Source organism: Bradyrhizobium sp. BR 10289 (assembly GCF_019455385.1).
In the GTDB taxonomy this organism is placed as follows: domain Bacteria; phylum Pseudomonadota; class Alphaproteobacteria; order Rhizobiales; family Xanthobacteraceae; genus Bradyrhizobium.
Map to the genome: position 1 here is coordinate 399151 of NZ_JACOFR010000002.1, position 23571 is coordinate 422721.

General features: G+C 63.6%; 24 protein-coding genes. 3 read left to right on the forward strand and 21 right to left on the reverse strand.

The window, feature by feature from the left end; genetic code table 11:
* Positions 1 to 6: 6 nt before the first annotated feature.
* From nuoK to HYH08_RS05460, 17 genes are all read right to left on the reverse strand, one after another.
* Positions 7 to 315: an NADH-quinone oxidoreductase subunit NuoK gene (gene nuoK / locus HYH08_RS05380; protein ID WP_212325390.1), complete on the reverse strand. Its 309-nt coding sequence runs from the start codon at positions 313 to 315 to the stop codon at positions 7 to 9.
* A complete protein-coding gene (locus HYH08_RS05385; RefSeq protein WP_220008708.1) occupies positions 312 to 950 on the reverse strand; it encodes an NADH-quinone oxidoreductase subunit J in 639 nt (212 codons plus the stop codon). Before HYH08_RS05385 ends, nuoK begins: the two co-directional genes overlap by 4 nt.
* Before the next feature lie 9 nt (positions 951 to 959).
* Positions 960 to 1448 carry an NADH-quinone oxidoreductase subunit NuoI gene (nuoI, locus tag HYH08_RS05390; protein WP_026232873.1) on the reverse strand — a complete coding sequence of 163 codons (489 nt, stop codon included), beginning with the start codon at positions 1446 to 1448 and terminating at the stop codon, positions 960 to 962.
* A gap of 14 nt (positions 1449 to 1462) precedes the next feature.
* Positions 1463 to 2530 (reverse strand): NADH-quinone oxidoreductase subunit NuoH, encoded by a 1068-nt coding sequence (gene nuoH / locus HYH08_RS05395; RefSeq protein ID WP_220008709.1) that lies wholly within the window; start codon positions 2528 to 2530, stop codon positions 1463 to 1465.
* 5 nt (positions 2531 to 2535) lie between these two features.
* Positions 2536 to 4611, reverse strand: a complete 2076-nt coding sequence (gene nuoG / locus HYH08_RS05400) for an NADH-quinone oxidoreductase subunit NuoG (RefSeq protein WP_220008710.1) — start codon at positions 4609 to 4611, stop codon at positions 2536 to 2538.
* Between the two features lie 5 nt (positions 4612 to 4616).
* A complete protein-coding gene (gene nuoF / locus HYH08_RS05405; RefSeq protein WP_220008711.1) occupies positions 4617 to 5942 on the reverse strand; it encodes an NADH-quinone oxidoreductase subunit NuoF in 1326 nt (441 codons plus the stop codon).
* A 15-nt stretch (positions 5943 to 5957) separates the two neighbouring features.
* Positions 5958 to 6164, reverse strand: a complete 207-nt coding sequence (locus HYH08_RS05410; RefSeq protein WP_220008712.1) for a hypothetical protein — start codon at positions 6162 to 6164, stop codon at positions 5958 to 5960.
* Positions 6164 to 6775 carry an NADH-quinone oxidoreductase subunit NuoE gene (gene nuoE / locus HYH08_RS05415; protein WP_220008713.1) on the reverse strand — a complete coding sequence of 204 codons (612 nt, stop codon included), beginning with the start codon at positions 6773 to 6775 and terminating at the stop codon, positions 6164 to 6166. The genes HYH08_RS05410 and nuoE overlap by 1 nt, the downstream gene beginning before the upstream one ends.
* Positions 6776 to 6785: 10 nt before the next feature.
* Positions 6786 to 7751: an FkbM family methyltransferase gene (locus HYH08_RS05420; RefSeq protein WP_220008943.1), complete on the reverse strand. Its 966-nt coding sequence runs from the start codon at positions 7749 to 7751 to the stop codon at positions 6786 to 6788.
* Positions 7751 to 8947, reverse strand: a complete 1197-nt coding sequence (locus HYH08_RS05425) for an NADH-quinone oxidoreductase subunit D (RefSeq protein WP_220008714.1) — start codon at positions 8945 to 8947, stop codon at positions 7751 to 7753. Before HYH08_RS05425 ends, HYH08_RS05420 begins: the two co-directional genes overlap by 1 nt.
* 2 nt (positions 8948 to 8949) lie before the next feature.
* On the reverse strand, positions 8950 to 9564 hold the full coding sequence (locus HYH08_RS05430; RefSeq protein WP_220008715.1) for an NADH-quinone oxidoreductase subunit C: 615 nt from the start codon (positions 9562 to 9564) through the stop codon (positions 8950 to 8952).
* 11 nt (positions 9565 to 9575) lie between these two features.
* Positions 9576 to 10163 carry a NuoB/complex I 20 kDa subunit family protein gene (locus HYH08_RS05435; protein ID WP_220008716.1) on the reverse strand — a complete coding sequence of 196 codons (588 nt, stop codon included), beginning with the start codon at positions 10161 to 10163 and terminating at the stop codon, positions 9576 to 9578.
* On the reverse strand, positions 10154 to 10519 hold the full coding sequence (locus tag HYH08_RS05440; RefSeq protein WP_008136158.1) for an NADH-quinone oxidoreductase subunit A: 366 nt from the start codon (positions 10517 to 10519) through the stop codon (positions 10154 to 10156). The genes HYH08_RS05435 and HYH08_RS05440 overlap by 10 nt, the downstream gene beginning before the upstream one ends.
* A 248-nt stretch (positions 10520 to 10767) precedes the next feature.
* The gene (locus tag HYH08_RS05445) at positions 10768 to 10959 is read right to left on the reverse strand and encodes a hypothetical protein (protein ID WP_220008717.1); all 192 of its coding nucleotides are present in this window, start codon (positions 10957 to 10959) and stop codon (positions 10768 to 10770) included.
* Positions 10960 to 10997: 38 nt separating this feature from the next.
* Entirely contained in the window at positions 10998 to 12134 is a 1137-nt protein-coding gene (locus HYH08_RS05450) for a PepSY-associated TM helix domain-containing protein (RefSeq protein ID WP_220008718.1), read from the reverse strand.
* Between the two features lie 16 nt (positions 12135 to 12150).
* Positions 12151 to 14406 (reverse strand): TonB-dependent siderophore receptor, encoded by a 2256-nt coding sequence (locus tag HYH08_RS05455; RefSeq protein ID WP_220008944.1) that lies wholly within the window; start codon positions 14404 to 14406, stop codon positions 12151 to 12153.
* A gap of 193 nt (positions 14407 to 14599) precedes the next feature.
* Complete coding sequence (locus HYH08_RS05460; RefSeq protein WP_220008719.1) at positions 14600 to 15112, reverse strand: MarR family winged helix-turn-helix transcriptional regulator; 513 nt, start codon at positions 15110 to 15112, stop codon at positions 14600 to 14602.
* A 182-nt stretch (positions 15113 to 15294) separates the two neighbouring features.
* On the opposite strand from HYH08_RS05460, the gene HYH08_RS05465 reads away from it, so the two are divergent.
* The 3 genes from HYH08_RS05465 to HYH08_RS05475 all read left to right on the forward strand — a co-directional run bounded on the left by HYH08_RS05465 (position 15295) and on the right by HYH08_RS05475 (position 18180).
* Entirely contained in the window at positions 15295 to 16485 is a 1191-nt protein-coding gene (locus HYH08_RS05465; RefSeq protein WP_220008720.1) for an aromatic ring-hydroxylating dioxygenase subunit alpha, read from the forward strand.
* Positions 16486 to 16545: 60 nt separating this feature from the next.
* On the forward strand, positions 16546 to 17838 hold the full coding sequence (locus tag HYH08_RS05470; RefSeq protein ID WP_220008721.1) for a spinster family MFS transporter: 1293 nt from the start codon (positions 16546 to 16548) through the stop codon (positions 17836 to 17838).
* 138 nt (positions 17839 to 17976) lie between these two features.
* Entirely contained in the window at positions 17977 to 18180 is a 204-nt protein-coding gene (locus tag HYH08_RS05475; protein ID WP_015685754.1) for a hypothetical protein, read from the forward strand.
* A 112-nt stretch (positions 18181 to 18292) separates the two neighbouring features.
* On the opposite strand, the gene HYH08_RS05480 is transcribed toward HYH08_RS05475, so the two are convergent.
* Genes HYH08_RS05480 through HYH08_RS05495 form a run of 4 tightly spaced genes read right to left on the reverse strand, consistent with a single transcriptional unit; the run spans position 18293 to position 23404 of the window.
* Entirely contained in the window at positions 18293 to 19657 is a 1365-nt protein-coding gene (locus tag HYH08_RS05480; RefSeq protein WP_220008722.1) for a tetratricopeptide repeat protein, read from the reverse strand.
* 14 nt (positions 19658 to 19671) lie between these two features.
* A complete protein-coding gene (locus HYH08_RS05485) occupies positions 19672 to 20541 on the reverse strand; it encodes a hypothetical protein (RefSeq protein WP_220008723.1) in 870 nt (289 codons plus the stop codon).
* The gene (locus HYH08_RS05490; protein ID WP_220008724.1) at positions 20538 to 21950 is read right to left on the reverse strand and encodes a hypothetical protein; all 1413 of its coding nucleotides are present in this window, start codon (positions 21948 to 21950) and stop codon (positions 20538 to 20540) included. The genes HYH08_RS05485 and HYH08_RS05490 overlap by 4 nt, the downstream gene beginning before the upstream one ends.
* Before the next feature lie 14 nt (positions 21951 to 21964).
* Positions 21965 to 23404, reverse strand: a complete 1440-nt coding sequence (locus HYH08_RS05495; protein ID WP_220008725.1) for a hypothetical protein — start codon at positions 23402 to 23404, stop codon at positions 21965 to 21967.
* Positions 23405 to 23571 lie beyond the last annotated feature (167 nt).

Sequence of the window (23571 nt, forward strand, 5' to 3'; positions counted from 1 at the left end):
GAGAGCTCAGCCCTTCATCAGATTGACGTCCTCAACCGCGATCGAGCCACGGTTGCGGAAATAGACCACCAGGATGGCGAGACCGATCGCGGCTTCAGCGGCCGCGACGGTGAGCACCAGAAGCGCGAAGACCTGGCCGACGATGTCGCCGAGGAAGGTCGAGAACGCCACGAGGTTGATGTTGACCGAGAGCAGGATCAGCTCGATCGACATCAGGATGACGATGATGTTCTTGCGGTTCAGGAAGATGCCGAGGATCCCGAGCGTGAACAGGATCGCGGCGACCGCCAGGTAATGTCCGAGCCCGATCGTCATTTCACCCACTCCGCCGCATCGGCATCCTGGAGCCCCTGCCCCGGCGCCACCTTGCGCATCGCCATCGCCATGTCGGGCGTGCGCGCGTTCTGAACGTTGATGTCCTGCCGCTTCACGCTCGCCTTGTGGCGCAGCGTCAGGACGATGGCGCCGATCATGGCCACCAGCAGCACCATGCCCGAGAGCTGGAAGTAGTGGATGTACTTCGTATAGAGCACCAGGCCCAGCGCCTCGGTGTTGGAGACGTTGGTCGGGATCGCCGACGTGATGGTCTTGCTCACGCTGGGATTGATGACCCAGGCGCCGACCGTCAGCAGCAGCTCGAACAGGAAGATGCCGCCGATCACGACGCCGACCGGCAGGTACTGGATGAAGCCTTCGCGCAGCTCGACGAAGTCGACGTCGAGCATCATGATCACGAACAGGAACAGCACCGCGACCGCGCCGACATAGACGACGATCAGCATCATGCCGAGGAATTCGGCGCCCATCAGCACGAACAGGCCGGAGGCGTTGACGAAGGCCAGGATCAGGTACAGCACGGAGTGCACGGGATTGCGCGAGACAATCACCATCACCGCCGAGGCGACGCAGACGCCGGCGAACAGATAGAAGAACAGCGCGGGGAGGATCATGCTCTCATCTCACCGGTACGGCGCGTCGAGCTCGATCGCTTTGGCGATCTCGCGTTCCCAGCGATCGCCATTGGCGAGCAGCTTGGCCTTGTCATAGAACAGTTCCTCGCGGGTCTCGGTCGCGAACTCGAAGTTCGGACCTTCGACGATGGCGTCGACCGGACAGGCCTCCTGGCAGAGGCCGCAATAGATGCACTTCACCATGTCGATGTCGTAGCGCACGGTGCGGCGGGTGCCGTCGTTGCGGCGCGGGCCGGCCTCGATGGTGATGGCCTGCGCCGGGCACACCGCCTCGCACAGCTTGCAGGCGATGCAGCGTTCCTCGCCGTTCGGATAGCGGCGCAGCGCGTGCTCGCCGCGGAAGCGCGGCGAGATCGGGCCCTTCTCGAACGGATAGTTCAGCGTCGGCTTCGGCTGGAAGAAATAGCGCATGGCGAGGAAGAACGCCGAGACGAATTCCGACAGCAGAAGCGAGCGTGCAGTGGCGTTGATGTTGATACCCATGACGGCCCTCACTTCGGCGCGATGCCGGCGAACTGCAGCACGCCGGCCACCACGATCACCATCGCCAGCGACAGCGGCAGGAACACCTTCCAGCCGAGGCGCATCAGTTGGTCGTAGCGGTAGCGCGGCACGATCGCCTTTGCCATCGCGAACAGGAAGAACATGAAGAACAGTTTCAGCGCGAACCAGATGATCCCCGGCACCCAGTTGAAGGGCGGCAGGTCGACCGGCGGCAGCCAGCCTCCCAGGAACAGGATCGTGGCCATCGCGCACATCGTGACGATGGCGACGTATTCGCCGAGCATGAACAAGAGATACGGCGTCGAGCCGTATTCGACCATGAAGCCGGCGACGAGCTCGGATTCGGCTTCGACGAGGTCGAAGGGCGGACGGTTGGTTTCCGCCAGCGCCGAGACGTAGAACACCACGAACATCGGGAACAGCGGCCAGACGTACCAGTTCAGGATGGTCAGCTGCGGCAGGCCGATCAGGCTGGCGAGACCGCGGACATGCTGGGCCTCGACCACGGCCGACAGGTTCAGCGTGCCGGCGCAGAGCAGCACCGTGATGATGACGAAGCCGATCGAGACTTCATAGGACACCATCTGCGCCGCCGAGCGCAGCGCCGCCAGGAACGGGTACTTCGAGTTCGACGACCAGCCGGCCATGATGATGCCGTAGATCGACAGCGACGAGATCGCGAAGATGAAGAGGATGCCGACATTGATGTCGGAGATCACCCAGCCGAGATTGGTCGGGATCACCGCCCAGGCCGCGAGCGCAAGCACGCACGAGACCAAGGGAGCAAGGAGAAAGACGCCCTTGTTGGCGCCGGCCGGGATGATCGGCTCCTTCAGCACGAACTTCAGCAGGTCCGCGAAGGATTGCAGCAGGCCCCACGGGCCGACCACGTTCGGGCCGCGGCGGATCTGCACCGCCGCCCAGATCTTGCGGTCGGCGAGCAGGATGTAGGCGATCGCGACCAGGAGGACGACGAGCACCAAGACGCTCTCCGCGATCATGATGATCAGCGGCCAGAGGAAACCGGTCCAGAATGCGCTTTCGAAGAATTCCATTCCGCTCACTCCGCTGCGGTCAGCATCTGCCCGGAGGCAAGCCGCGAGCATTCGGCCATCACGGCGGACGCGCGCGCGATGGGGTTGGTCAAATAGAAGTCCTCGACCAGAGGCTTGAACGGCGCCTTCTCGGGCGAGCCGCCCTTCCCGGCCAGCTTCCTGATCTGGTCGGCGGAGCCCGCCTCGATCTGATCGAGACGCATCAAATGCGGGACGGCCTTGAAGATCGCCTGGCGCAGCGCGGCAAGCGAGTCGTAGCCGAGCTTCTTGCCGAGTGCTTCCGACAGCGCGCGGATGATCGCCCAGTCCTCGCGGGCTTCGCCCGGCGGGAACGCGGCGCGGCCCGTCATCTGCACGCGGCCTTCGGTGTTGACGTAGATCGCGGACTTCTCGGTGTAGGCCGCGGCCGGCAGGATCACGTCGGCGCGATGGGCGCCGCGGTCACCGTGGGTGCCGATATAGACGACGAAGGTACCATCCGGCGCCTTGATCTCGTCGGCCCCAAGCAGGAACAAGAGGTCCAGCGTGCCGAAGGTCGTCATCTGCGCGGCATTCAGCCCGCCCTGGCCGGCGGTGAAGCCGATATCGAGCGCGCCGACGCGCGAAGCGGTCTCGTGCAGAACGCCAAAGCCGTTCCAGCCGTCCTTGACCGCGCCCACATCGAGCGCGAGCTTGGCGGCGCTTGCGAGGATGGCGGCGCCGTCGTGACGCGCGGCCGCGCCCGCGCCGACCAGGATGATCGGGTTCTTGGCGTTCTTCAGCACGTCCATGAACGAATGCTTGCCGGCCGCGAGCTCACCGAGCGTCTCGGTGCCTGCGCCGAGATGATCGTAATCGTAGGTGAGATCGGCTTTGGTGCCGATCACGCCGACCTTGAAACCGCCGGCGCGCCAGCGCTTGCGGATGCGGGCGTTGAACACCGCCGCCTCCTTGCGCGGATTGGCGCCGATGATCAGCAGCGCGTCGGCCTGCTCGACGCCGACCAAGGTCGGATTGAAGATGTAGGAGCCGCGGCCGAGCGCGGGATCGAAGGCGTCGCCGCCCTGCACCGCCAGATTGCCCGAGCCGTACTTGGCGAGCAGGTCCTTCAGCGCGAACATCTCCTCGACGCCGGCGAGATCGCCGGCGATCGCGCCGATGCGCTTGCCGTCAGTGCGCGCCGCCTTGGAGGCAATCGCTGCGAAGGCTTCCTGCCAGCTTGCCGCGCGCAGCTTGCCGGCTTCGCGGATATAGGGCCGGTCGAGACGCTGTGTGCGCAGGCCGTCGACGACGTGACGGGTCTTGTCGGAGATCCACTCCTCGTTCACGGCCTCGTTGATGCGCGGCAGGATGCGCATCACTTCACGGCCGCGGGTGTCGACACGGATCGCCGAGCCGAGGCCGTCCATGACGTCGATCGACTGGGTCTTGCCGAGCTCCCACGGACGCGCCGCGAACGCATAAGGCTTCGAGGTCAGCGCGCCGACCGGGCAGATGTCGACGAGGTTGCCCTGCAATTCCGAGGTCAGCGCGTGCTCGAGATAGGTGGTGATCTCCATGTCCTCGCCGCGGCCCGTCGCGCCCATCTCGGGCGCGCCGGCGACTTCCGCCGAGAAGCGGACGCAGCGCGTGCACTGGATGCAGCGGTTCATCGAGGTCTTGACCAGCGCGCCGAGATACTTGTCCTCGACGGCGCGCTTATTCTCGGCAAAGCGGCTGGTGTCGACACCATAGCCCATCGCCTGGTCCTGCAGGTCGCACTCGCCGCCCTGGTCGCAAATCGGGCAATCCAGCGGATGGTTGATCAGAAGGAACTCCATCACGCCTTCGCGTGCCTTCTTCACCATCGGCGAACGGGTGGAGATCTCCGGCGGCTCACCCTTCGGGCCCGGACGGCAGTCGCGCACGCCCCAGGCGCAAGATGCGACCGGCTTGGGGCCGCCCTTCACCTCGACGAGGCACATCCGGCAATTGCCGGCGATCGACAGCCGCTCGTGATAGCAGAAGCGCGGAATCTCGGCGCCGGCCGCCTCGCACGCCTGAAGCAGCGTGTACTCGGCGGGGACATCGATCTCTTTGCCGTCGATGATGAGCTGGGTCATGTCTCTTACTCCGCCGCGACCATGTTCACGGGATCGCGGACGCCGGCATCGTCGATGTCGGCCTTGTGCGAATACTGGTCGATGCGCGCTTCGATCTCGTGACGGAAATGCGCGATCAGGCCCTGGATCGGCCAGGCAGCTGCGTCGCCGAGCGCGCAGATGGTGTGGCCTTCGACCTGTTTTGTCACTTCCAGCAGCATGTCGATCTCGCGCTTGTGGGCGCGGCCCTCGGCCATGCGGGTGAGCACGCGCCACATCCACCCGGTGCCCTCGCGGCACGGCGTGCACTGGCCGCAGCTCTCATGCTTGTAGAAATAGGAGATGCGGGCGATGGCGCGGATCAAATCGGTCGACTTGTCCATCACGATCACGGCCGCGGTGCCGAGGCCCGAGCGCAGCTTGCTCAGGCTGTCGAAATCCATTGGCGTGTCGATGATCTGCTCGGCCGGCACCATGCGCACGGACGAACCGCCGGGGATCACGGCCTTGAGATTGTCCCAGCCGCCGCGGATGCCGCCGCAATGCTTGTCGATCAGCTCACGGAACGGAATGCCCATGGCCTCTTCGACGTTGCAGGGCCGCTCGACATGGCCGGAGACGCAGAACAGTTTTGTGCCGACATTGTTCGGACGGCCGATGCCCGCGAACCAGGCCGCACCACGACGCAGAATGTCCGGCGCAACCGCGATCGACTCGACGTTGTTGACGGTGGTCGGGCAGCCAAACAGGCCGACATTGGCCGGGAACGGCGGCTTCAGGCGCGGCTGGCCCTTCTTGCCCTCGAGGCTTTCGAGCAGCGCGGTCTCTTCGCCGCAGATGTAGGCGCCGGCGCCGTGCGCGACATAGATGTCGAACGGCCAGCCATTGACGTTGTCCTTGCCGACCAGCTTGGCATCATAGGCCTGGTCGATCGCGGCCTGGAGGTGCTCGCGCTCCCTGATGAACTCGCCGCGGACATAGATGTAGCAGGTGTGCGCGTTCATCGCGCAGCTCGCGATCAGGCAGCCTTCGATCAGCAGATGCGGATCGTGCCGCATGATCTCGCGATCCTTGCAGGTGCCGGGCTCGGACTCGTCGGCGTTGACGACGAGGTAGCTCGGACGGCCGTCGGTGGACTCCTTCGGCATGAAGGACCACTTGAGACCGGTCGGGAAGCCGGCGCCGCCACGGCCGCGCAGGCCAGACGCCTTCATCTCGTTGATGATCCAGTCGCGGCCCTTGTCGATGATGTTCTTGGTACCATCCCAGGCGCCGCGGCGCCGCGCGCCCTCGAGCCCCCAATCATGGAGGCCGTAGAGGTTCTTGAAGATGCGGTCCTTGTCCTCGAGCATATCAGTGCTTTCCGATCAACGATTGGACTGCTTGTAGGCAAGTCCGGCGGCGCAGACGGCGAAGGTCAGCGCCCAGAGCAGACTGGTTTCCTGCGACGCGTTCATGGTGAAACGCTGCAGCAGGTACATGAAAACGGCCGCGCCCGCGGCGTGCATCGCGATGAAGCCCCACTTCTGCACGATGCCGCTCCCCTCAACTGCCGGTGACGAGAGATCACGCATCAGGAGGTCTCCTTCAGCGTGGTCGGTCCGCCCATCGGCGCCGAGAACTGGCGGCCGTTCTGCGGACCGGGTTTCGGCGGATTGCCGGAGGCGAAGCCGTCGAGCACCTTGCCGAAGCTTTCCTTGGTCAGGTCCTCATAGGTGTCCTTGCCGATCATCACCATCGGCGCGTTCACGCAGGCACCCAGGCACTCGACCTCTTCCCAGCTGAAATCGCCGTCCTTGGACAGATGGAAGGGATCGTGATGGATGCGGCTCTCGCAGACGTGGATCAGATCCTCGGCGCCGCGCAGGCGGCACGGCGTGGTGCCGCAGACCTGGACATGGGCCTTCTTGCCGACCGGCGAGAGCTGGAACATCGTGTAGAAGGTCGCGACTTCGAGCACGCGGATATAGGGCATGTCGAGCATGTCGGCGATGACGCGGATGGCGGCTTCCGACACCCAGCCGTTATTCTGTTCCTGCGCGCGCCAGAGGATGGCGATGACCGCGGAAGCCTGCCGGCCAGCCGGATATTTCGCGATCTGCTGCTTGGCGAAGGCGAGGTTCTCCTCCGTGAACGCGAAGCTCGCGGGCTGGACTTCCTTCGGTGCTAATCGGCGAACGGACATATCTTATCTCTCACTGCATACGGCGCGCGTTTTTGGCGTTCAGGGCATCGATCCTGTCCTGCCAAAACGCGCTTGCGGTGCCGAAAACGTTGTAGCCGACATGGGTCGAGACCTTGATGCGGTCGAGGATCGACAGCTCGGTCACGGTCTCCAGCCGGTTGGTGCGGGGGTCGAGCACGATCAGCTTCATCGGCGTCTGTTCGAGGATGTAGCGCGACACCGCATGGGAGCGGTCGCTGCCGTGCTCCTCGCACATGATGACGCTGTCGGCCTGGAGCAGCCGGGCGCCGCCCTTGATCGCCTCGATCTCGACGCCCTCGACGTCGAGCTTGATCAGGTACTTGCCGCTGGCCGAAACCTTGCCGTCGTCGATCAGATCGTCGAGTGCCAGAACCGGCACCTCCTCGCCGCCCGCTGACGGGCCGCCGGCGATGCTGAAGGCTTCGTGCTTGGTGCCCGACAGCCGCGCGGTGCCGCGCGCCGCGCCGATCGCGCACTTCATGGTCTCGAAGCGGCCACCGTTGATGCGGGCGTTATTGGCAAGCTTGGGATAGTTCTGGCCCGACGGCTCGATCGCGATCGCCTTGTGCGACCCGAATGGCTTGCTCGAGACCAGCACCGACCAGTAGCCGTAATTGGCGCCGCAATCGAGCAGCATGTAGTCGACGTCGATGCTATCGGCGAACAACAGCTCGAGCTCGTCTTCATAGTTGTACGAGCGGTTGAGCAGCTTACTCCAGTAGCCGTCACCGTAGGGGAATTCGAACACGGCGTCGGGGTTGAGCTTGATCGCGATGTTGCGCTCGGGCAGCGTTTTCCGCAGCAAATTGGCGCAGGCGATGTAGCCCATATGCGAGAAGTGCGAGGAGATCTTCGAGCCCGTCACCAGCGCCAGGGCAGCCGTCCGCTCCCACAGGTTGGCCCCTTCAAGGGCCCCCGAGGCGCGGTCGAACTGGATCGGCGCCTGCTGCCCCATCACCGATCGACCTCTCCGAACACGATGTCGAGCGAGCCGAGAATGGCCGATACGTCGGCGAGCAGATGGCCGCGGCAGATGTGGTCCATGGCCTGAAGATGCGCAAAGCCCGGCGCGCGGATCTTGCATTTGTAGGGCTTGTTGGTGCCGTCGGAGACCAGATAGACGCCGAACTCGCCCTTGGGCGCCTCGACCGCGGCGTAGACCTCGCCTTCCGGAACGTGGACGCCTTCGGTGTAGAGCTTGAAGTGGTGGATCAGCGCTTCCATCGAGCGCTTCATCTCGCCGCGGCGGGGCGGTGCGACCTTGTTGTCGGCGACGACGACCGGGCCCTTGCCGTCAGGCGCGTTCAGCTTCTGGATGCACTGCTTCATGATGCGCACGGCCTGGCGCATCTCTTCCATGCGGATCAGATAGCGATCGTAGCAGTCGCCGTTCTTGCCGATCGGAATGTCGAAATCCATCTCGGCGTAGCACTCGTAGGGCTGCGACTTGCGCAGGTCCCAGGCCGCGCCCGAGCCGCGCACCATCACGCCCGAAAAGCCCCACTCCCAGGCTTCCTTGAGCGGCACCACGCCGATGTCGACGTTGCGCTGCTTGAAGATGCGGTTGGCGGTGAGCAGGCGGTCGAGATCGTCCACCACCTTCAGGAACGGATCGCACCAGGCCTCGATGTCGTCGACCAGCTTCTGCGGCAGGTCCTGATGGACGCCGCCGACGCGGAAGAAGGCCGCGTGCATACGGCTGCCCGAGGCGCGCTCGTAGAACACCATCAGCTTCTCGCGCTCCTCGAAGCCCCACAGCGGCGGGGTCAGCGCGCCGACGTCCATCGCCTGCGTGGTGACGTTGAGAAGATGCGAGAGGATGCGGCCGATCTCGCAATAGAGCACGCGGATCAGCTGGCCACGGCGCGGCACCTCGATGCCGAGCAGCTTCTCGGCCGCGAGACAGAAGGCATGCTCCTGGTTCATCGGCGCGACGTAGTCGAGACGGTCGAAGTAAGGGATCGCCTGGAGATAGGTCTTCTGCTCGATCAGTTTTTCGGTGCCGCGGTGAAGCAGGCCAATATGGGGATCGACGCGGGCGACCACCTCACCATCCAGTTCAAGCACAAGACGCAGAACACCGTGCGCCGCCGGATGCTGCGGCCCAAAGTTGATCGTAAAGTTGCGAAGCTGTTCGGGTTGCTCGTTCATGATCAAGCCTTCGGCCCTGCTTTTTCATCGCCCGGCAGAACCGGATAGTCGGCTCCCTCCCACGGCGACAAAAAGTCGAACTTGCGGAATTCCTGGTTGAGCCGGACCGGCTCGTAGACCACCCGCTTCTCCTGGTCGTCGTAGCGAACCTCGACGAAGCCGGTGAGCGGAAAGTCCTTGCGCAGCGGATGGCCCTCGAAACCGTAATCGGTGAGGATACGGCGCATGTCGGGATGGCCGACGAAGAACACGCCGTAGAGGTCGTAGGCCTCGCGCTCGAACCAGTCGGCGCCGGGGAACACCTCGATCAGCGATGGCACCTGCGTGGTCTCGTCGGCCCGGGCCTTGAGGCGGATGCGCGTGTTCAGGGTCGGCGACAGGAGGTGATAGATGACGTCGAAGCGCTTTTCGCGCGACGGATAGTCCGCGGCCGTGATGTCGGTGAAGTTGACGAAACGGCAGTTCGGATCGTCGCGGAGGTACTTGACCACCTCGACGATCTTGCTGACTTCGACGTCGACCGTGAGCTGGTTGAAAGCCACGGCATGACCGAGGGCGGCGCCCGGAAGCGCGCTAACGATCGTCTGCCCCAGGGCGTCGAGCTTGGCGTCGTCCATGACGTAAAACCTTAGCGTTCGATGGTGCCGGTGCGGCGGATCTTCTTCTGCAGCAGCAGCACGCCATAGAGCAGCGCTTCCGCCGTGGGCGGGCAGCCCGGCACGTAGATGTCGATCGGCACGATGCGGTCGCAGCCGCGCACGACCGAGTAGGAATAGTGATAATAGCCGCCGCCATTGGCGCACGAGCCCATCGAGATGACATAGCGCGGCTCGGGCATCTGGTCGTAGACCTTGCGCAGCGCCGGCGCCATCTTGTTGGTCAGGGTTCCCGCGACGATCATCACGTCCGACTGGCGCGGCGAGGCACGCGGGGCGAAGCCGAAGCGCTCGACGTCGTAGCGCGGCATCGACACCTGCATCATCTCGACGGCGCAGCAGGCCAGACCGAAGGTCATCCACATCAGGGAGCCGGTCCGCGCCCAGGTGATGAGGTCGTCGGTCGCGGCCGTGAAGAAGCCCTTGTCGGATAGCTCGGAGTTGACCTCGAGGAAGAACGGATCATTGGCCCCGACCGGCTTGCCGGTCGACGGATCCAGGATGCCTTTGGGGGCCGGCGCTACAACCGGACCCGCGGACGATACAGGGTTCAATCCCATTCCAGTGCCCCTTTCTTCCATTCATAGGCGAACCCGACCGTCAGCACGGCGAGGAACACCACCATGGACCAGAAGCCGGTCGCGCCAAGCTTGCCGAACGCCACCGCCCAGGGAAACAGGAACGCCACCTCGAGGTCGAAGATGATGAAGAGGATGGCGACCAGATAGAAGCGGACGTCGAACTTCATGCGGGCGTCGTCGAAGGCGTTGAAACCGCACTCATACGCCGACAGCTTTTCCGGGTCCGGCTGCTGGAACGCCACGATGAAGGGCGCGATCAGCAGCACGAGGCCAATCAGCCCTGCTACCCCTATAAAGACGACGAGTGGAAGATAGTTCTGTAGAATGCCGCTCATTGACGAGCCCTTTTTCCCGCAGCCTCGGGACAGCCACGGATTCGTCCGATTTGGAATTATTCTGAGCCTTAGCGCAGTGCACCAATGGGCGCAAGACACGGTCTTTTTAGGCCCTTTGCTGCTCCCAGACCGGCAGAAATCCCGGAATCACCCCGCGGCTGGTATGGAGCAGATCGCCAAAGCCAGCAAGGGCGGTCACAGGTTTGCAGGGCAGCGATCCCGAGATTGCAGCGCACAGGGCCTGGCCGCTATTTGCCAGCTCTCGCCCGCGAAAATCGCCCGATTTTGTCACTGCGGCGGCGCACCCAAACCCAGGCAATGACCAGCACCGGCGCCCCCACCGTCACCCAGGCGACATATTGACCGGCCGTCTCCCAGAGCAGCGCGGCCAGCAGACCCGTGAGGGTCGAAACCGCGAGCACGATGGGTGCAGCAAACACACGTATCCACAGCCGCGAACGATCAGGGGAGCCATGCATCACGACGGGACCGGGGCTCGTCTGGCGAATGCATTGGTCCGGCCCGGCGCGCGCTTGCGCCGCCGCGCCAGCCAGAGATAGAGGCCGCTGCCGATCACGACGATGGTGAGCAGATCGAGCGCCGCCCAGATCACCTTGAGCGGCATGCCGCCGTAATCGCCGAAATGCAGCGGCTGCGAGATCAGCAGCGCCTGGAGATAGAGCGGCAGCGCGCGGGCATCGGCCACCTGTCCGGTCTCGCCGTCGAGCAGCACCGGCTTGAGCAGCCGCGCGGTCAGCGCGGTATCGCCGCGCATGAAGGCGGCGAAATGGTGCGATGAGGTGAAGGGCGTGCCCGGAAACGCGATGAAGGCGACCTCCATCCCGGGCGCGGCCTGCCGGGCGCGCGCGACGACGTCGTCGAGCGAGGCCAGATGCACCGGCGGCGGCTTGCCGGCATAAGGTGCGACCATGCTGGCGAGCTCGGTCGCCTTCCACTGATTGAGCATCAGCTCGGCCCAGGTGTTGACGACGCCGGTCAGTCCCACCACCAGCGCCCAGGCCACCGTCACGACGCCGATCAGATTGTGCCAGTCGAGCCAGCGGACGCGGCGCGCGGCGCTGTCACGAATGGTGGCAAAGCGCAGGCGGCGGGTGAATGGCCAGTACAGCACGACGCCGGAGACGATGGCGACGGCGAACAACAGCCCCATCCCGCCGAGGAACAATTTGCCCGGCTGCCCCGCGAACATGTCGGTGTGCAGCTTGAGCATGATCAGCATCGGCCCGACGCCGACAGGCCCGAGCAGTTTTGTCGAGACCGCATCGAAGGCACGTACCGTCGTATTGTCAGGTAGACCATCGACGGCGCTGTTGGTGAAGGCGGTCACGATCCCGGGCTCGTCCTTGTCCCATGAGATGTATTGCAGGACGTGGCCGGGATCGGCGGCGAGCGCGGCGTCGGCGACGGCTTGGCTCGTCGCGCGCGCCGCGCCCGCATGAGCTTCGGGCTGGGGGGCATAGCCCAGGAGCTCATCGATCTCGTGATGGAAGATCAGCGGCAGCCCGGTCAGGCAGAGCAGCAGCAGGAAGACGGTCGAGATCAGACTGGTCCAGGTATGGACCAGCGACCAGAGCCTGACCGTGCGCGCCTTCACGCTGCCCTCCCCGCGCCTACCATTTGTAGGAGACGCTGGCGGTGATACGGCGCCGATCGCCGTAGAAACACGACGTGGCCGTGGAGCAGCTGGCGACATAAATCTTGTCGGTCAGGTTGATGACGTTGAGGGCCGTGCGCCAGTTCTGCCATTCGTAGTGAAGCGCGAGGTCGCCGAGCACAACCGCGGGAACTTCGAGCGTGTTGGCCGTGTCCGCCCAGGACGCGCCGATGTAACGCACGCCGCCACCGAAGCCGAAGCCCTCCAGCGGCCCTTCCTTGAAGGTGTAGTCCGCCCAGCCCGAGACCAGCAATTCGGGCGTGTTGGTCGGCGTCTTTCCGACCAGGGTTGGATCGAGGTCCTTGCTGGTGAAGAGATGATAGGCCGTGAAGGCGCCGATCAGCTTCAGCTCTTTGGTCGCATTGGCGACCGCTTCGAGCTCGATGCCGCGGGAAGTCACCTCGCCGGTCTGGTTCTGGAGCAGCGCATTCGACGGATCGGTGGTGGCCACGTTCTGGCGCTTCAGGTCGAACAACGAGGCGGTGAAATAGCCGTCGAACCCCTTCGGCGCCACCTTTACGCCGATCTCGGCCTGCTTGCCGGTTTCCGGCAGGAACAACCGGTTCGTTGCACTATTGATGCCGATGATCGGATTGTAGCTGGTCGCGTAAGAGACGTAAGGCGCAATGCCGTTGTCGAAATTGTAAATCAGGCCGGCGCGACCGCTGAACTTGCTGTCGTTGCGTTGATCGACAGTCGCGCCGGTGTCCCGGGCGGCCTGTGTCGTCTCGACCCAGTCATTGCGGCCGCTCAGCACCAGCGTGAAACTGCCAAGCTTCATCTGGTCCTGGAGATAGGTACCGGCCTGCTTCTGCGTGATCTGCAAGTTGCGGAACGGCGCGCCGGTGATCGGAACGTTCGTACCGTAGGCCGGATTGAGCACGTTGATCGACGGCACGGTACTGAAGTTGAAGGCCTGATAATCGTCGATCTGATAGCCCTTCAGGTCCACCCCGAACAGCATGGTGTGTTTCACCGGGCCGGTGCCGAAGCGATATTCAAGCTGGTTGTCGAGATCGGCCTGGTTCGCCGTGTTCTTCGCATACCAATTGTAGCGGTTGAGCGTGGCCGTGTTGATGTTGTCCCAGCCGTTGCCGACATAACCGCGATAGGTCACATCGACATGCGCGAACCGCGCGTTCTGCCGGAACGTCAGATCGTCGGTGAGATTGCGTTCGAACTGGTAGCCCAGCATCTCCTGCTCGCGCGTGAACTTGTCGACGTTGGGGTCGCCGACGAAGAAGCTGGTCGGTATCTTACCGAACGGCGCGTTGGTCACCGTGCCCTGGTACGGCAGGAAGTTGATGCCGCGGGTGTCCTGCTTCGAGGCCGAGGCCAGCACCGTGAAGGTGGTGTCGGCATCCGGCTTCCAGGTGAAGGACGGCGCGATGAAGTAGTTGTTGTCGGGTGTGAAATTGACCTGCGTCGGGCCGTTCTGGACCTGGCCGACGACGCGGTAGAACAGCTTGCCATCTTGCGGTTGTGTCGCGACGGGACCACCGACATCGAAGCCGACATAGGCGTTGCCGAAATTGTTGACGCCGGTCTCGACATAGCGGATCGGCTCGGCCGGCGGCAGCTTGCTGATGACGTTGACGATGCCGCTCGGGCTCGATCCGCCATAGAGCACCGCCGACGGTCCGCGCAGCACCTCGACACGCTCCATGTTGGGCGGCTGCAGCTTCCAGCTCGCATAGGAGGTGTAGAACAGCTGCAAGCCGTCGAGAAACAGCCCGACATCGTCGGACTTGAAGCCGCGAACCAGCCACCAGTCATTGCGCGTATCGGCTCCAAACGTCCCTGCCCTCACGCCAGCGGTGTAGCGCAGCACCTCGTCGAGCTTGTTCGGCTTCTGGTCGCGGATCTGCTCGGCGCCGATCACCGACACCGATTGCGGCGTCTCCATGATCGGCGTGTTGGTCTTGGTGCCGGACGAGCTGCGACCGGCGACATAACCGTTCACCGGTCCACGCGGCGTCTCGACGAAGCCGGCATTGCGCTGCGGCACCGGCTTGTTCCGGTTGACAGCCTGCACCACGCGCCGCGGCGCGGTACGCGTTGCGGCGGCAGGCGCACGGCGTCGCACTTCAGGCGCGGTGACGCTCACCGGCGGCAGGTTCTGCGCACCACTTTGCGCAGACGATTGCGCGAGCGATGCCTGCGGCATCAATACGCAAGTGGATGCAGTCGCCAACACGGCCGACCGCAGCATACGAAGACTGTTCAACGCGCACCCCAAAATGTCTGTTTGCCCGCGTCATGCCATTCCCCCAACGGCATGCGCTTGCGGTGACGCTTAGGTGAAGGTGCGCGGTTTCGCTAATTGAATGCTTCTTAGAAACTCTCTTAGAGAGGTTCTTAGAAGTCATCCAACATGTCCGGAGATTGCTGAAGGATAAGCAGAGTCAGCGAGCAGTCTTCTCGGCTTCGAGCATCTTCTCGGCGGTCGCCGTGAGGCGATCGATCTGGGCAAGGAGAGTCTCGAACTCGTCTTTGCTCAACTGCGCGAGCAATTGCCGATTGCGCTCTTGTGCGCCCTCGACGATGGCATCATGAGCCGTGAGCCCTGCCGGGGTGAGCGAGACCAGCACCTCGCGGCTGTCCTTCGGGTTCGCCGATTTCGCGATCAGCTTGCGCGAGACGAGCTCGGCGAGCGCGCGGCTGATCTGCCCTTTATCCTGGCCGACGGCTTCAGCGAGCCGGGCCACGCTCATCGGCGGGCGGCGGCCGAGCGAAGCGACGAGGCCGAACTCGACCGAAGACAAACCGGCAACCCGCTTGTAGCGCAGAATGGCACCGCGCCTGAGCAGGTTGGCGAGCACCAGCAACCGCGACGACAGCATCACGGTGATCGGCGCCGGTTCGCTTGCGTCCACGTCGGGCGTCGCCCACCCGTCCCTGCCCGGTGTCTGGTTCATGCTTCACCTGTGCCAAGAAAGGTCGGGTGTGCCAAGGGCTGGCAGCGCAACCTCCCCAGCCTCATCGCAATGCGACTTAAAGGCATTTGGAAGATCGTTGACATTGTCATCGAATTATTTTTCACTGTGAGCAAGGCATCGAAAAGGCCCGGCCGGCACGGCCCACGACGGGGAGGACCAGCATGACCATCACCCAGCGGGATCGTGATCTCGGCACCGCCTATGCGATGAAGCCGGCGCACACCCGCACCGAGCTTACCTCGGTCGTGCGCGGCACGCCGATGGGCGAATTGCTGCGCCGCTACTGGCATCCGGTCGGGCTCGCCGGCGACGCCACCGACACGCCGAAGAAGGTCCGCGCGTTGGGCGAGGACCTGATCCTGTTCCGCGACAGCAACGGCCGCGCCGGCCTGCTGCACGCACGCTGCTGCCACCGCGGCACCACGCTTTACTATGGCAAGGTCGAGGACGACGGCATCCGCTGCTGCTATCACGGCTGGAAGTTCGACACCGAGGGTCGCTGCCTCGAACAACCCTGCGAGCCCGACGGCGGGCAGTTCAAGGACAAGGTGCGCCAGCCCTGGTATCCGGTCGAAGAGCGCTACGGGCTGATCTTCGCCTATATGGGTCCGGCCGAGAAGCGCCCGGTGCTGCCGGCTTACGAATGCCTGGAAAACATGGATGACGGCGAGTTCGTCGAGGCTGACGATTCCTCGATCGGCGGCGGCGGCCCCGCGATCATCCCCTGCAACTGGCTGCAGCATTTCGAGAACGTGGTCGACCCCTATCACGTGCCGGTGCTGCACGGCTCGTTCTCGGGGCCGCAATTCACCACCATGATGGCCTCGATGCCGGAGGTGACGTTCGAGAAGACGCCGCGCGGCATTGCCGTGCGCTCGATCCGCAAGCAGGACGACGGCCGTGTGTTTTACCGCGTCACCGAAGCCGCCCTCCCGACGCTGCGCGTCGTGCCCAATCCGCGCGTGGCGCAATTTGCCCGTGTCGAGTCGATCGGCTGGACGCTGCCGATCGATGACACCTCGTTCCGCATCTACGTCGCCGGCCGCGTCAAGAATTCCGGCGACATCGGCCGCATGCGCTCGAAATTCAACGGAAAATTCTGGTGGGACATGACCGAGCAGGAGCACCAGCAATTCCCCGGCGATTACGAGGCGCAGGTCGGCCAGGGCGCAGTGACCGTTCACTCCGAGGAGCACTTTGGCCAGAGCGACCGCGGCATCCTGATGATCCGGCGCATGCTGACCGAGCAGCTCGAGGCGATGGACGCAGGTCGCGATCCGGTCGGCGTCTCCTTCGAGGCGGACGCTCCCATGGTCGAATTCGAAGCGGGGAACTCCATTCGCGAAGCCTGACGTAACCAGCTCAATAAGAGCTGGACCGACAACGATAACAAATACAAGCTGGGGGAAGCGATGGTCGATGTGACATCACAGGTGTCGGTGCAAACGACCGCTGCGGCCCCGCCCTCGCCGCGGCGCTATTACGTGCTAGGCCTGCTCACCATCATCTACGCGCTGAACTTCCTCGACCGCACCATCTTCAACGTCCTGATCGAGCCCATCAAGAAGGAGTTTTCGCTCAGCGACACCATGATGGGCCTGCTCGCGGGCTTCGGCTTCGCGCTGTTCTATTCCCTGCTCGGCATTCCCATTGCGCGCGTCGCCGACCGGCTCAACCGGCGCAACATCGTGGCCGCAGCCTTTGCGTTCTGGAGCGCGATGACGGCGCTGTGCGGTACGGCCTCGAGCGTCACATCGCTGGCGCTGGCGCGCATCGGTGTCGGCATCGGCGAGTCCGCGGGCTCGCCCGCCTCGCAGTCGATCGTCGCCGATCTCTTCGCCAAGAACGAGCGCCCGCGCGCGCTCGGCATCTACGCCATCGGCACCTATCTCGGCGTCTTTCTCGGCTATTTCGTCGGTGGCACCATCAACCAGCACTATGGCTGGCGGATGGCGTTCTATGTCGCGGGCCTGCCCGGCATCCTGCTCGCGCTGATCCTGTGGCTGACGATCTCCGAGCCGAAGCGCGGCGCGCTGCAGGAGAACTTCGTGCCCGAGCCGCTCGGGCCGACGCTGCGCTTCCTCGCCTCGCAGCAGAGCTTTGTGATCGTGCTGGTCGGCTTTTGCCTCACCACCTACACCAACTATGCGACCGCAGCCTGGATCCCGCCGTTCCTCGCCCGCGTGCACCATCTCTCCAGCGCCGAGATCGGCACCTATGCCGGCACCTTCAAGGGGCTCGCCGGCATGGCCGGCACCCTGCTCGGCGGCTTCGTGGTGGCGCAAATCAGCCGCCGCGACGACCGCTGGAAGCTGTGGGCGCCGGCGATCACCTCAGGGCTTGCCGGCCCCGTGTTCGCGCTCTGCATGCTGACGCAGGATTTTGCGATGATGGTCGCCACGCTGGCGCTGACCTCGTTCCTGGTCGGCTTCCATCTCGGACCGATTTTCGCGATCGCGCAGACGGTGGCCAAGCCCAGCATGCGGGCGCTCGCCTCCGCCCTGATCGCGCTGACCGCGACCTGCTTCGGCCAGGGCGTCGGGCCGCTCGCCGTGGGCGTGGTCAATGACGCCCTGAAGGGTGCTTACGGCACTGATGCCGTGCGCTATTCCCTGCTCTCGGCGGCGCTGACGACCACGCTGGGGGCCCTGCTGTTCATCTGGGCGGCGCGCAGCATCCGGGACGATATCGGCCGGGCGGCTTGAGGCTGCCCGGGCAAGCCCCGCGCAATCAAGCAAGCGTAGAGATGAAACCATTTTGCGGAACCCGCGAAACCATCCGGAAACAGATGGTCCCTAAAAGATGAGCCCATAGACGGCGGCCAAGCCCGTCGGGAGGCTCATATGAACCACTCCATTCACTCTGCTGATCGTGCGACCCACCTGAAGATCGTGGTGGTGGCGCTGGTTGCCGGCATTGCCGTGGCCGGTTTCGGGATTGCTGCCCGGACCAACGCCGATTACAGCCAGACCGCCCAGTCCACCCATGTGATCAAGGCCGGCAAGCCGGTGGTGGTGACGAGCGCGGGTACGTCCGAGATTCGCTAAAGCCCGGCCAACTTCCGCCTGGACAACATGGCCGCCCCCTTGGGCGGCCTTTTCGTTGGCTGCGGGCCAGCGGACCAAGCCTCATCCCCCAGATTGCATTGCGGACGGAACGCTAACAGCCCGGTGGCTTGCTGGCAGGCAACAATGGCTTGGAGGCAGGCCGATTCATTTCCTTGTCGAAAAAGGCACCCGCGTCCGAGTCACCTGCCGCACAAGCCTGGGTCAGAAGCGACACGCCCTTGCTGGTATCTTTTCCCAGGGCTGGAGGGTCGCCATAAAAGAAGGCCTTGCCGTAGAAGGTCGCCGCGCTTGGATCTTTTCTCGCAGCGAAATCCAGAAACTGGCGGGCACGATGGATGTCGGGCTGAACTGGATTGCTGCCACCGCTGGACCCAGGAAATTTGACGTCGTCCTGCTTCAGTGCATCCGATCCGAGCAGCAGCATCGCCCCCGCGTTGCGGGCGCCGCGAGGATTTCCTGCATTCGCGCTCGCCAACCAGTAAGACAGCGCCTTCTGGAAATTGGGCTCAACGAGCTGTCGTCCGGAACTATTGTTGAAGGTGCCTCTGAAGTACGCTCCCAGGAAATTTTGAGCTGCGCTAGAACCGCGATCGGCAGCCTTGGTCCACTGCTCGACGGCCTTGTTCATATCCGCGGTCGCGGCGGCCATATTTCCGCTCTTGGCGAGGTAGACCGCTCGCGCCGCATAGGCTCGGCCCATCTGGCTCATGAGGCGACGGGAGCCCGGATTTTGCTGAAGCGAGGTCCCGCAAGCGGTGACGGCGCGATCAAGTTCGTCAGTGCTCAGACTGGAGACGTCCTGCACGGCGCTGACGCCAGCGGGCAGATCCTGATCGTAGGAAATTGCCATCGCGCGGTTGCAGGCGTCGACCGGGTCGAGCGCCAGCGTCGGCGTCGTCGTCGTCGAGGGCTCGGGCGCCGGATCGGGGCGCGGGGGCGGTTGCACGCGAGGCTCCACGACGGCAGTCTGGCTCGGCTCCGGAGTTACCACTCTTGCAGGAGGCTGTCGCTCCGGGATCGGGCCAACCCAGCGCAGCGCGCCGAACAATGCCGTAAAGGCGATGAGCATCATGAGCGACGCACGCTGCTTGAGCAGTTGCTCCTTGCCCCCGATATCCTTGCCGTCAAAAACGGACTGGAGGGCGGTCACGACCTCGGGCTCTCCAGTCAAGCGGAAGCCCTTCTTCATGAGCTGCAAGACATGCATCTCGTTGTACACGAGCGCCCAGGCGAACCCCACCACCAGGGCACTCGCGCCGATCAGCCAGGCCAGTCCGAAATACCAATAGGCAAGGCCGCACGCCAGGATTTCCAGCGTCAACAGCCCCATGAAGAAGCCAGCGTCTCCCCTGAACAAGGCAGGGAGCGGACCAAAGAACAGCGTCGTCCAAGAGAAGCCGTAATACCCGGCGGCCTTGGCACCGTTCCCATCCGTCAGCTCAAAGCGTAACGCCATTCCGCCCTCTAACTTTAATGGTCACTCAAGCGTCCCGCGTCCTGCGAGATCGAATGGGCCCGCTTCCCGGTCGGCGCATTCGGCTCTTCCGGTGCCGCAGGGATGCCCTCGTTGGGACCCGCTGGCTGATGCTGCTCTTTTTCAACCACCTTTCGACCTTCGGGCTGGCTGGGCCCTGTCGTTTCGTTCGACATTGTCCTGTCGCCCTGGAAGACTTTGCCCTCCAGCTTCTCCCAGACCGCTTCGATCTTCCTCAGCCGCTTCGCGACATCCCGGTTGTCCCAATAAAGCAGCGCTGACAGCGCGAGCGACGCCAGCGACAGACCGATGGCCCCAAGGCAAATTGCTGCAACCCTTCTCCGCCCGCGACTCAGATAGTCGTGCCTCGGCTCCTGTCGGACGACGTTGGGAGGCCGAGCAATCTCCCTGGTGCCGGCCGGTTGCGGCGAGGAATCACTGGAGGGGGCGAAAGTAGCAATCGCGCTCGACGGTATGCTGGTCCAGCTTTCCTTGGCTCGCAGAAACTCCGACAGCGCATCGCAAAACTGAGGATCAAGCGCGTCCACGCTCTTTTCGAGCACCTCCGCCGGGAGCCCGCCAAGGTCGACCGTGGCGACGAGGCCAACGATGTGCAAGAGCGGTCGTCCGACCGAGTCGAACTGCGCCGCTCCGTTGAAGACGATCTGCTGCGCGCGGTATGCGCAGGAATATCTCTCGCCACCCGGTCCGGAAAATTCGCTCAGCTTGATCGACGCGCCGTCCTCAACCTTGAGGCTGTTGCGCAGCCGTCCACCCAGATCACCCTGGTCGACCAGCTCGGGACAAAGCACAAATCGATAATCGAGCGCCCTGCTCGCTGCGATCGAGAATGGCCAAACGCTCATTGGGAGCCTCGGTCTGCGACAATTTCCGAATCCGGATAATCCTTCGTGAATTGCTCCGCGCGGGCGATCTGGATGCGAATGATCTCATGAATGATCGTCTGCTTTCCCTTGAGCGCCTGCCCCGACGTCTCGATTTCCGCACGCAGGTCGCTCAGGATGGCCTGAAGCCGCGCACCGCCGGCCCTGAGTGCCGCACCGGCTCCGAGCTGCGAGGCGCCGCTTACGATGACCGAGGTGATCGGATTTGCTATCGCGGCCAGACCGAACAGATGCTCGCCCAGCATCACCAGCGGAGATGCCGCGAAGCCGGAATATTCGAGAAACGACGTTGCCTTGGTATAAATCCACGACTTCACGTCGTTTGCACTGGAGTGGTCGGACAGATCCTTCAGAAGATCGGTCGCGACCTGATTGAGAAAATCGACGATCGTGAACGTCAGCGAGAGATCGACGTTGAAGGGAGACACGTGCGCGTTTGGATTCTTGATCATCTGCTTGGTTTTGGGATCGATCGATGCGAAATGCGCTCCCACAGCGCTGACAGGCAGCAGGTGGACCGCCCCTCCGATAGACTGGAAACTGACGAAGCTCCGAAATCCACGATGGCTCATCAGAAGCTCTCTGATCTTCGAGAGCGAGTGCTTCGACTTCGACAGGAGGTCGGCCTTCGTGACGGCGAAGTGAATCGGCTTGCCCTCACACTGCTGAAGGATGTCCTTCATCATATCGAGATCCTGCCAAAGCGACGTGTCATCCCTGCCGGCGGGAACAAAGGGCACGTTGTCCAGCAGGTTCTTGATCTTGAGCCCGTCGAGCAGCACGAGGACGGAGTGCGCAGCCTTCGCCTGATTGAGAATGAATTTGACCTCCTCCGGCTTGGTGCTGCTCGTGATGTAACCGCCGGGAAAGTCGAAATAGCGAAACTTGAACAGCTCGAGTGGCTTGCTCCCCGCCTTGCGATGGATGCAACTGAATACGTATTCCACCGTCTTTGACGTGCCATCCGGCCAGCCACGATGCGGATTCGCAATGCATTGGTAAGTGTCCATGAGCTGGATGCGGGACTCGACATCGCACTCCAGATGAAATTTGTTTCTCGCGTCCTGGACGGACAGAAGATTGTAGAGCGACGAGAGGAAAACCGTCTTTCCCGCGCCTCTTGTCCCGAGCACAAAGACCTGAAAAACCGGAATGTCGGTGGTGTTGCCGTCCTGGGTCGCCGTCAGGAGCGGAGCAAAACCCGGGATTGGTGGGGGGATGCTCGGCGACTTGGGCAGGTCCGGAGCTGTCTGGACGTATTTCTGGACCTGCTCCAAAGCATCGCCAGCAACGATTTCGGCGGGTGCGGTTTGACCCTGGCTGGACGAGGAAGTCAGCCTTGGAAAGAAGAAGCCAATGACCTTCTGCATATCATCCCCCTGAGCTAGTCGCTCTCCCCGCCCGAAGATCCCGCGACAATGTCCGCCCCGGAACTACCCGCGTCGTAACCGCCTCCGCCGGTGTCCGAATCGGATGTGACTTCAGGCCCTGCGCTCACCGAATATGTGCTCGTGAATGCTCCCGCATCGGATGCGTTGTCGTCGCTGGTCGAGTCGGTCTCGACCACGCTGTCGGGGATCGACGTCTCGGAATACGAGTCGGAATTGTCATCCGGGACTTCGCGCATGGCATCGTCGGACGAATTGTAAGTCTCCGACTGGAATGATGTCTGCGTGTCGGAGCCGGCGGCCGGCGCCTGATACGCGCCGCCGGAATCCGGATCCTCGTAGAAATCCGAAGTGTCGCTTGAACTCGGCTCCGGTGCCGGGATCTCATCGCCGTATGAATCATTCAACGTCGCGAGCGTTGGTCCCGCGGCATCGGCGTCGCTACGCACGCCGCTCTCGGAGCTGTCGTCATTGTCCTGCGACGACCGATAGCTGTCGTCCTGCCCCGGCTCGCCGGGGTCATCGGCGGCACCATCGGCGCGTGTGCTGCCATCGGGCGCGCCCCAGGCGTCGGACTGCACAGTGCCGACGTCCTGCGCTGATACGCTGTCGGATACATCGCCATCGTCGCGCCGTGTGTCCGTTTCCGCGCCATAGAGATCCGATGAACCGGCCCGATCGACGCTGTCGTCGCCGACCGGCTGCGCGTCGCTCTCCGTGTCGTATGAGTCCTGAGAGGCTACGCTCGAACTCTGTGAATCTGCCGCCGCGACGGTGCTCGCATCCGAGGTGTCGCTCGCGGTAACATCGTTGTAAGAATTGGACGAGGTGGCGACGCTGTCCTGGACACCATCATTCTGTGCGCTTGCGTCTGCATCGTCGCGGTCGCCCGCCAATTGCTGGCTGCCGGAATTCGACACGTCGGAATCGTCCGACGAAGGCGAAAAATCCGGCCCATCCTGAACCGTCTCGACATTGTCGTTTGCGGGAGTGGCCGGACGATCCGTCTCCGTCAAATTGTCGATGGCTTCGCCGACAAGCTCCGACACGCCTTCACGACCGCGGCGAACGGCTTCGGCCGAACCGCTTCCAGCGAGATCCGTCACGATCGCGTCGGAAATGGTGCCGGCCGTCTTGCCGGCCGCATCGATGACCTGATCGCTGGTCGCATCGCCAAATTGATAATCGATGCCGGTCCTGGCCAGATCGGAGGTGCTGTCTCTGGCTTTCGCGACGGCCGCGGCCACGTCCTTGTCGGCGAGGCCGGTTACGATCGCATTTGAAACATCGCCACTGGCCTTGCCGGCTGCATCCAGCACCTGGTCGCTGGTCGCATCACCGAAATGATAGTCAATGCCTGTCCCGACCAGCTCGGACGTGCCATCTTGCGCCTTGGTCACCGCGGTGGCGACATCCTTGCCGGCCAGCCCGGTCACGATCGCATTCGAGATATCGCCGCTGGCCTTGCCGGCTGCGTCCAGAACCTGGTCGCCGGTCGCATCGCCGAAATGATAGTCGATGCCTGTCCCGACCAGATCGGACGTGCTGTCTTGCGCCTTGGTCACCGCGGTGGCGACATCCTTGCCGGCCAGCCCGGTCACGA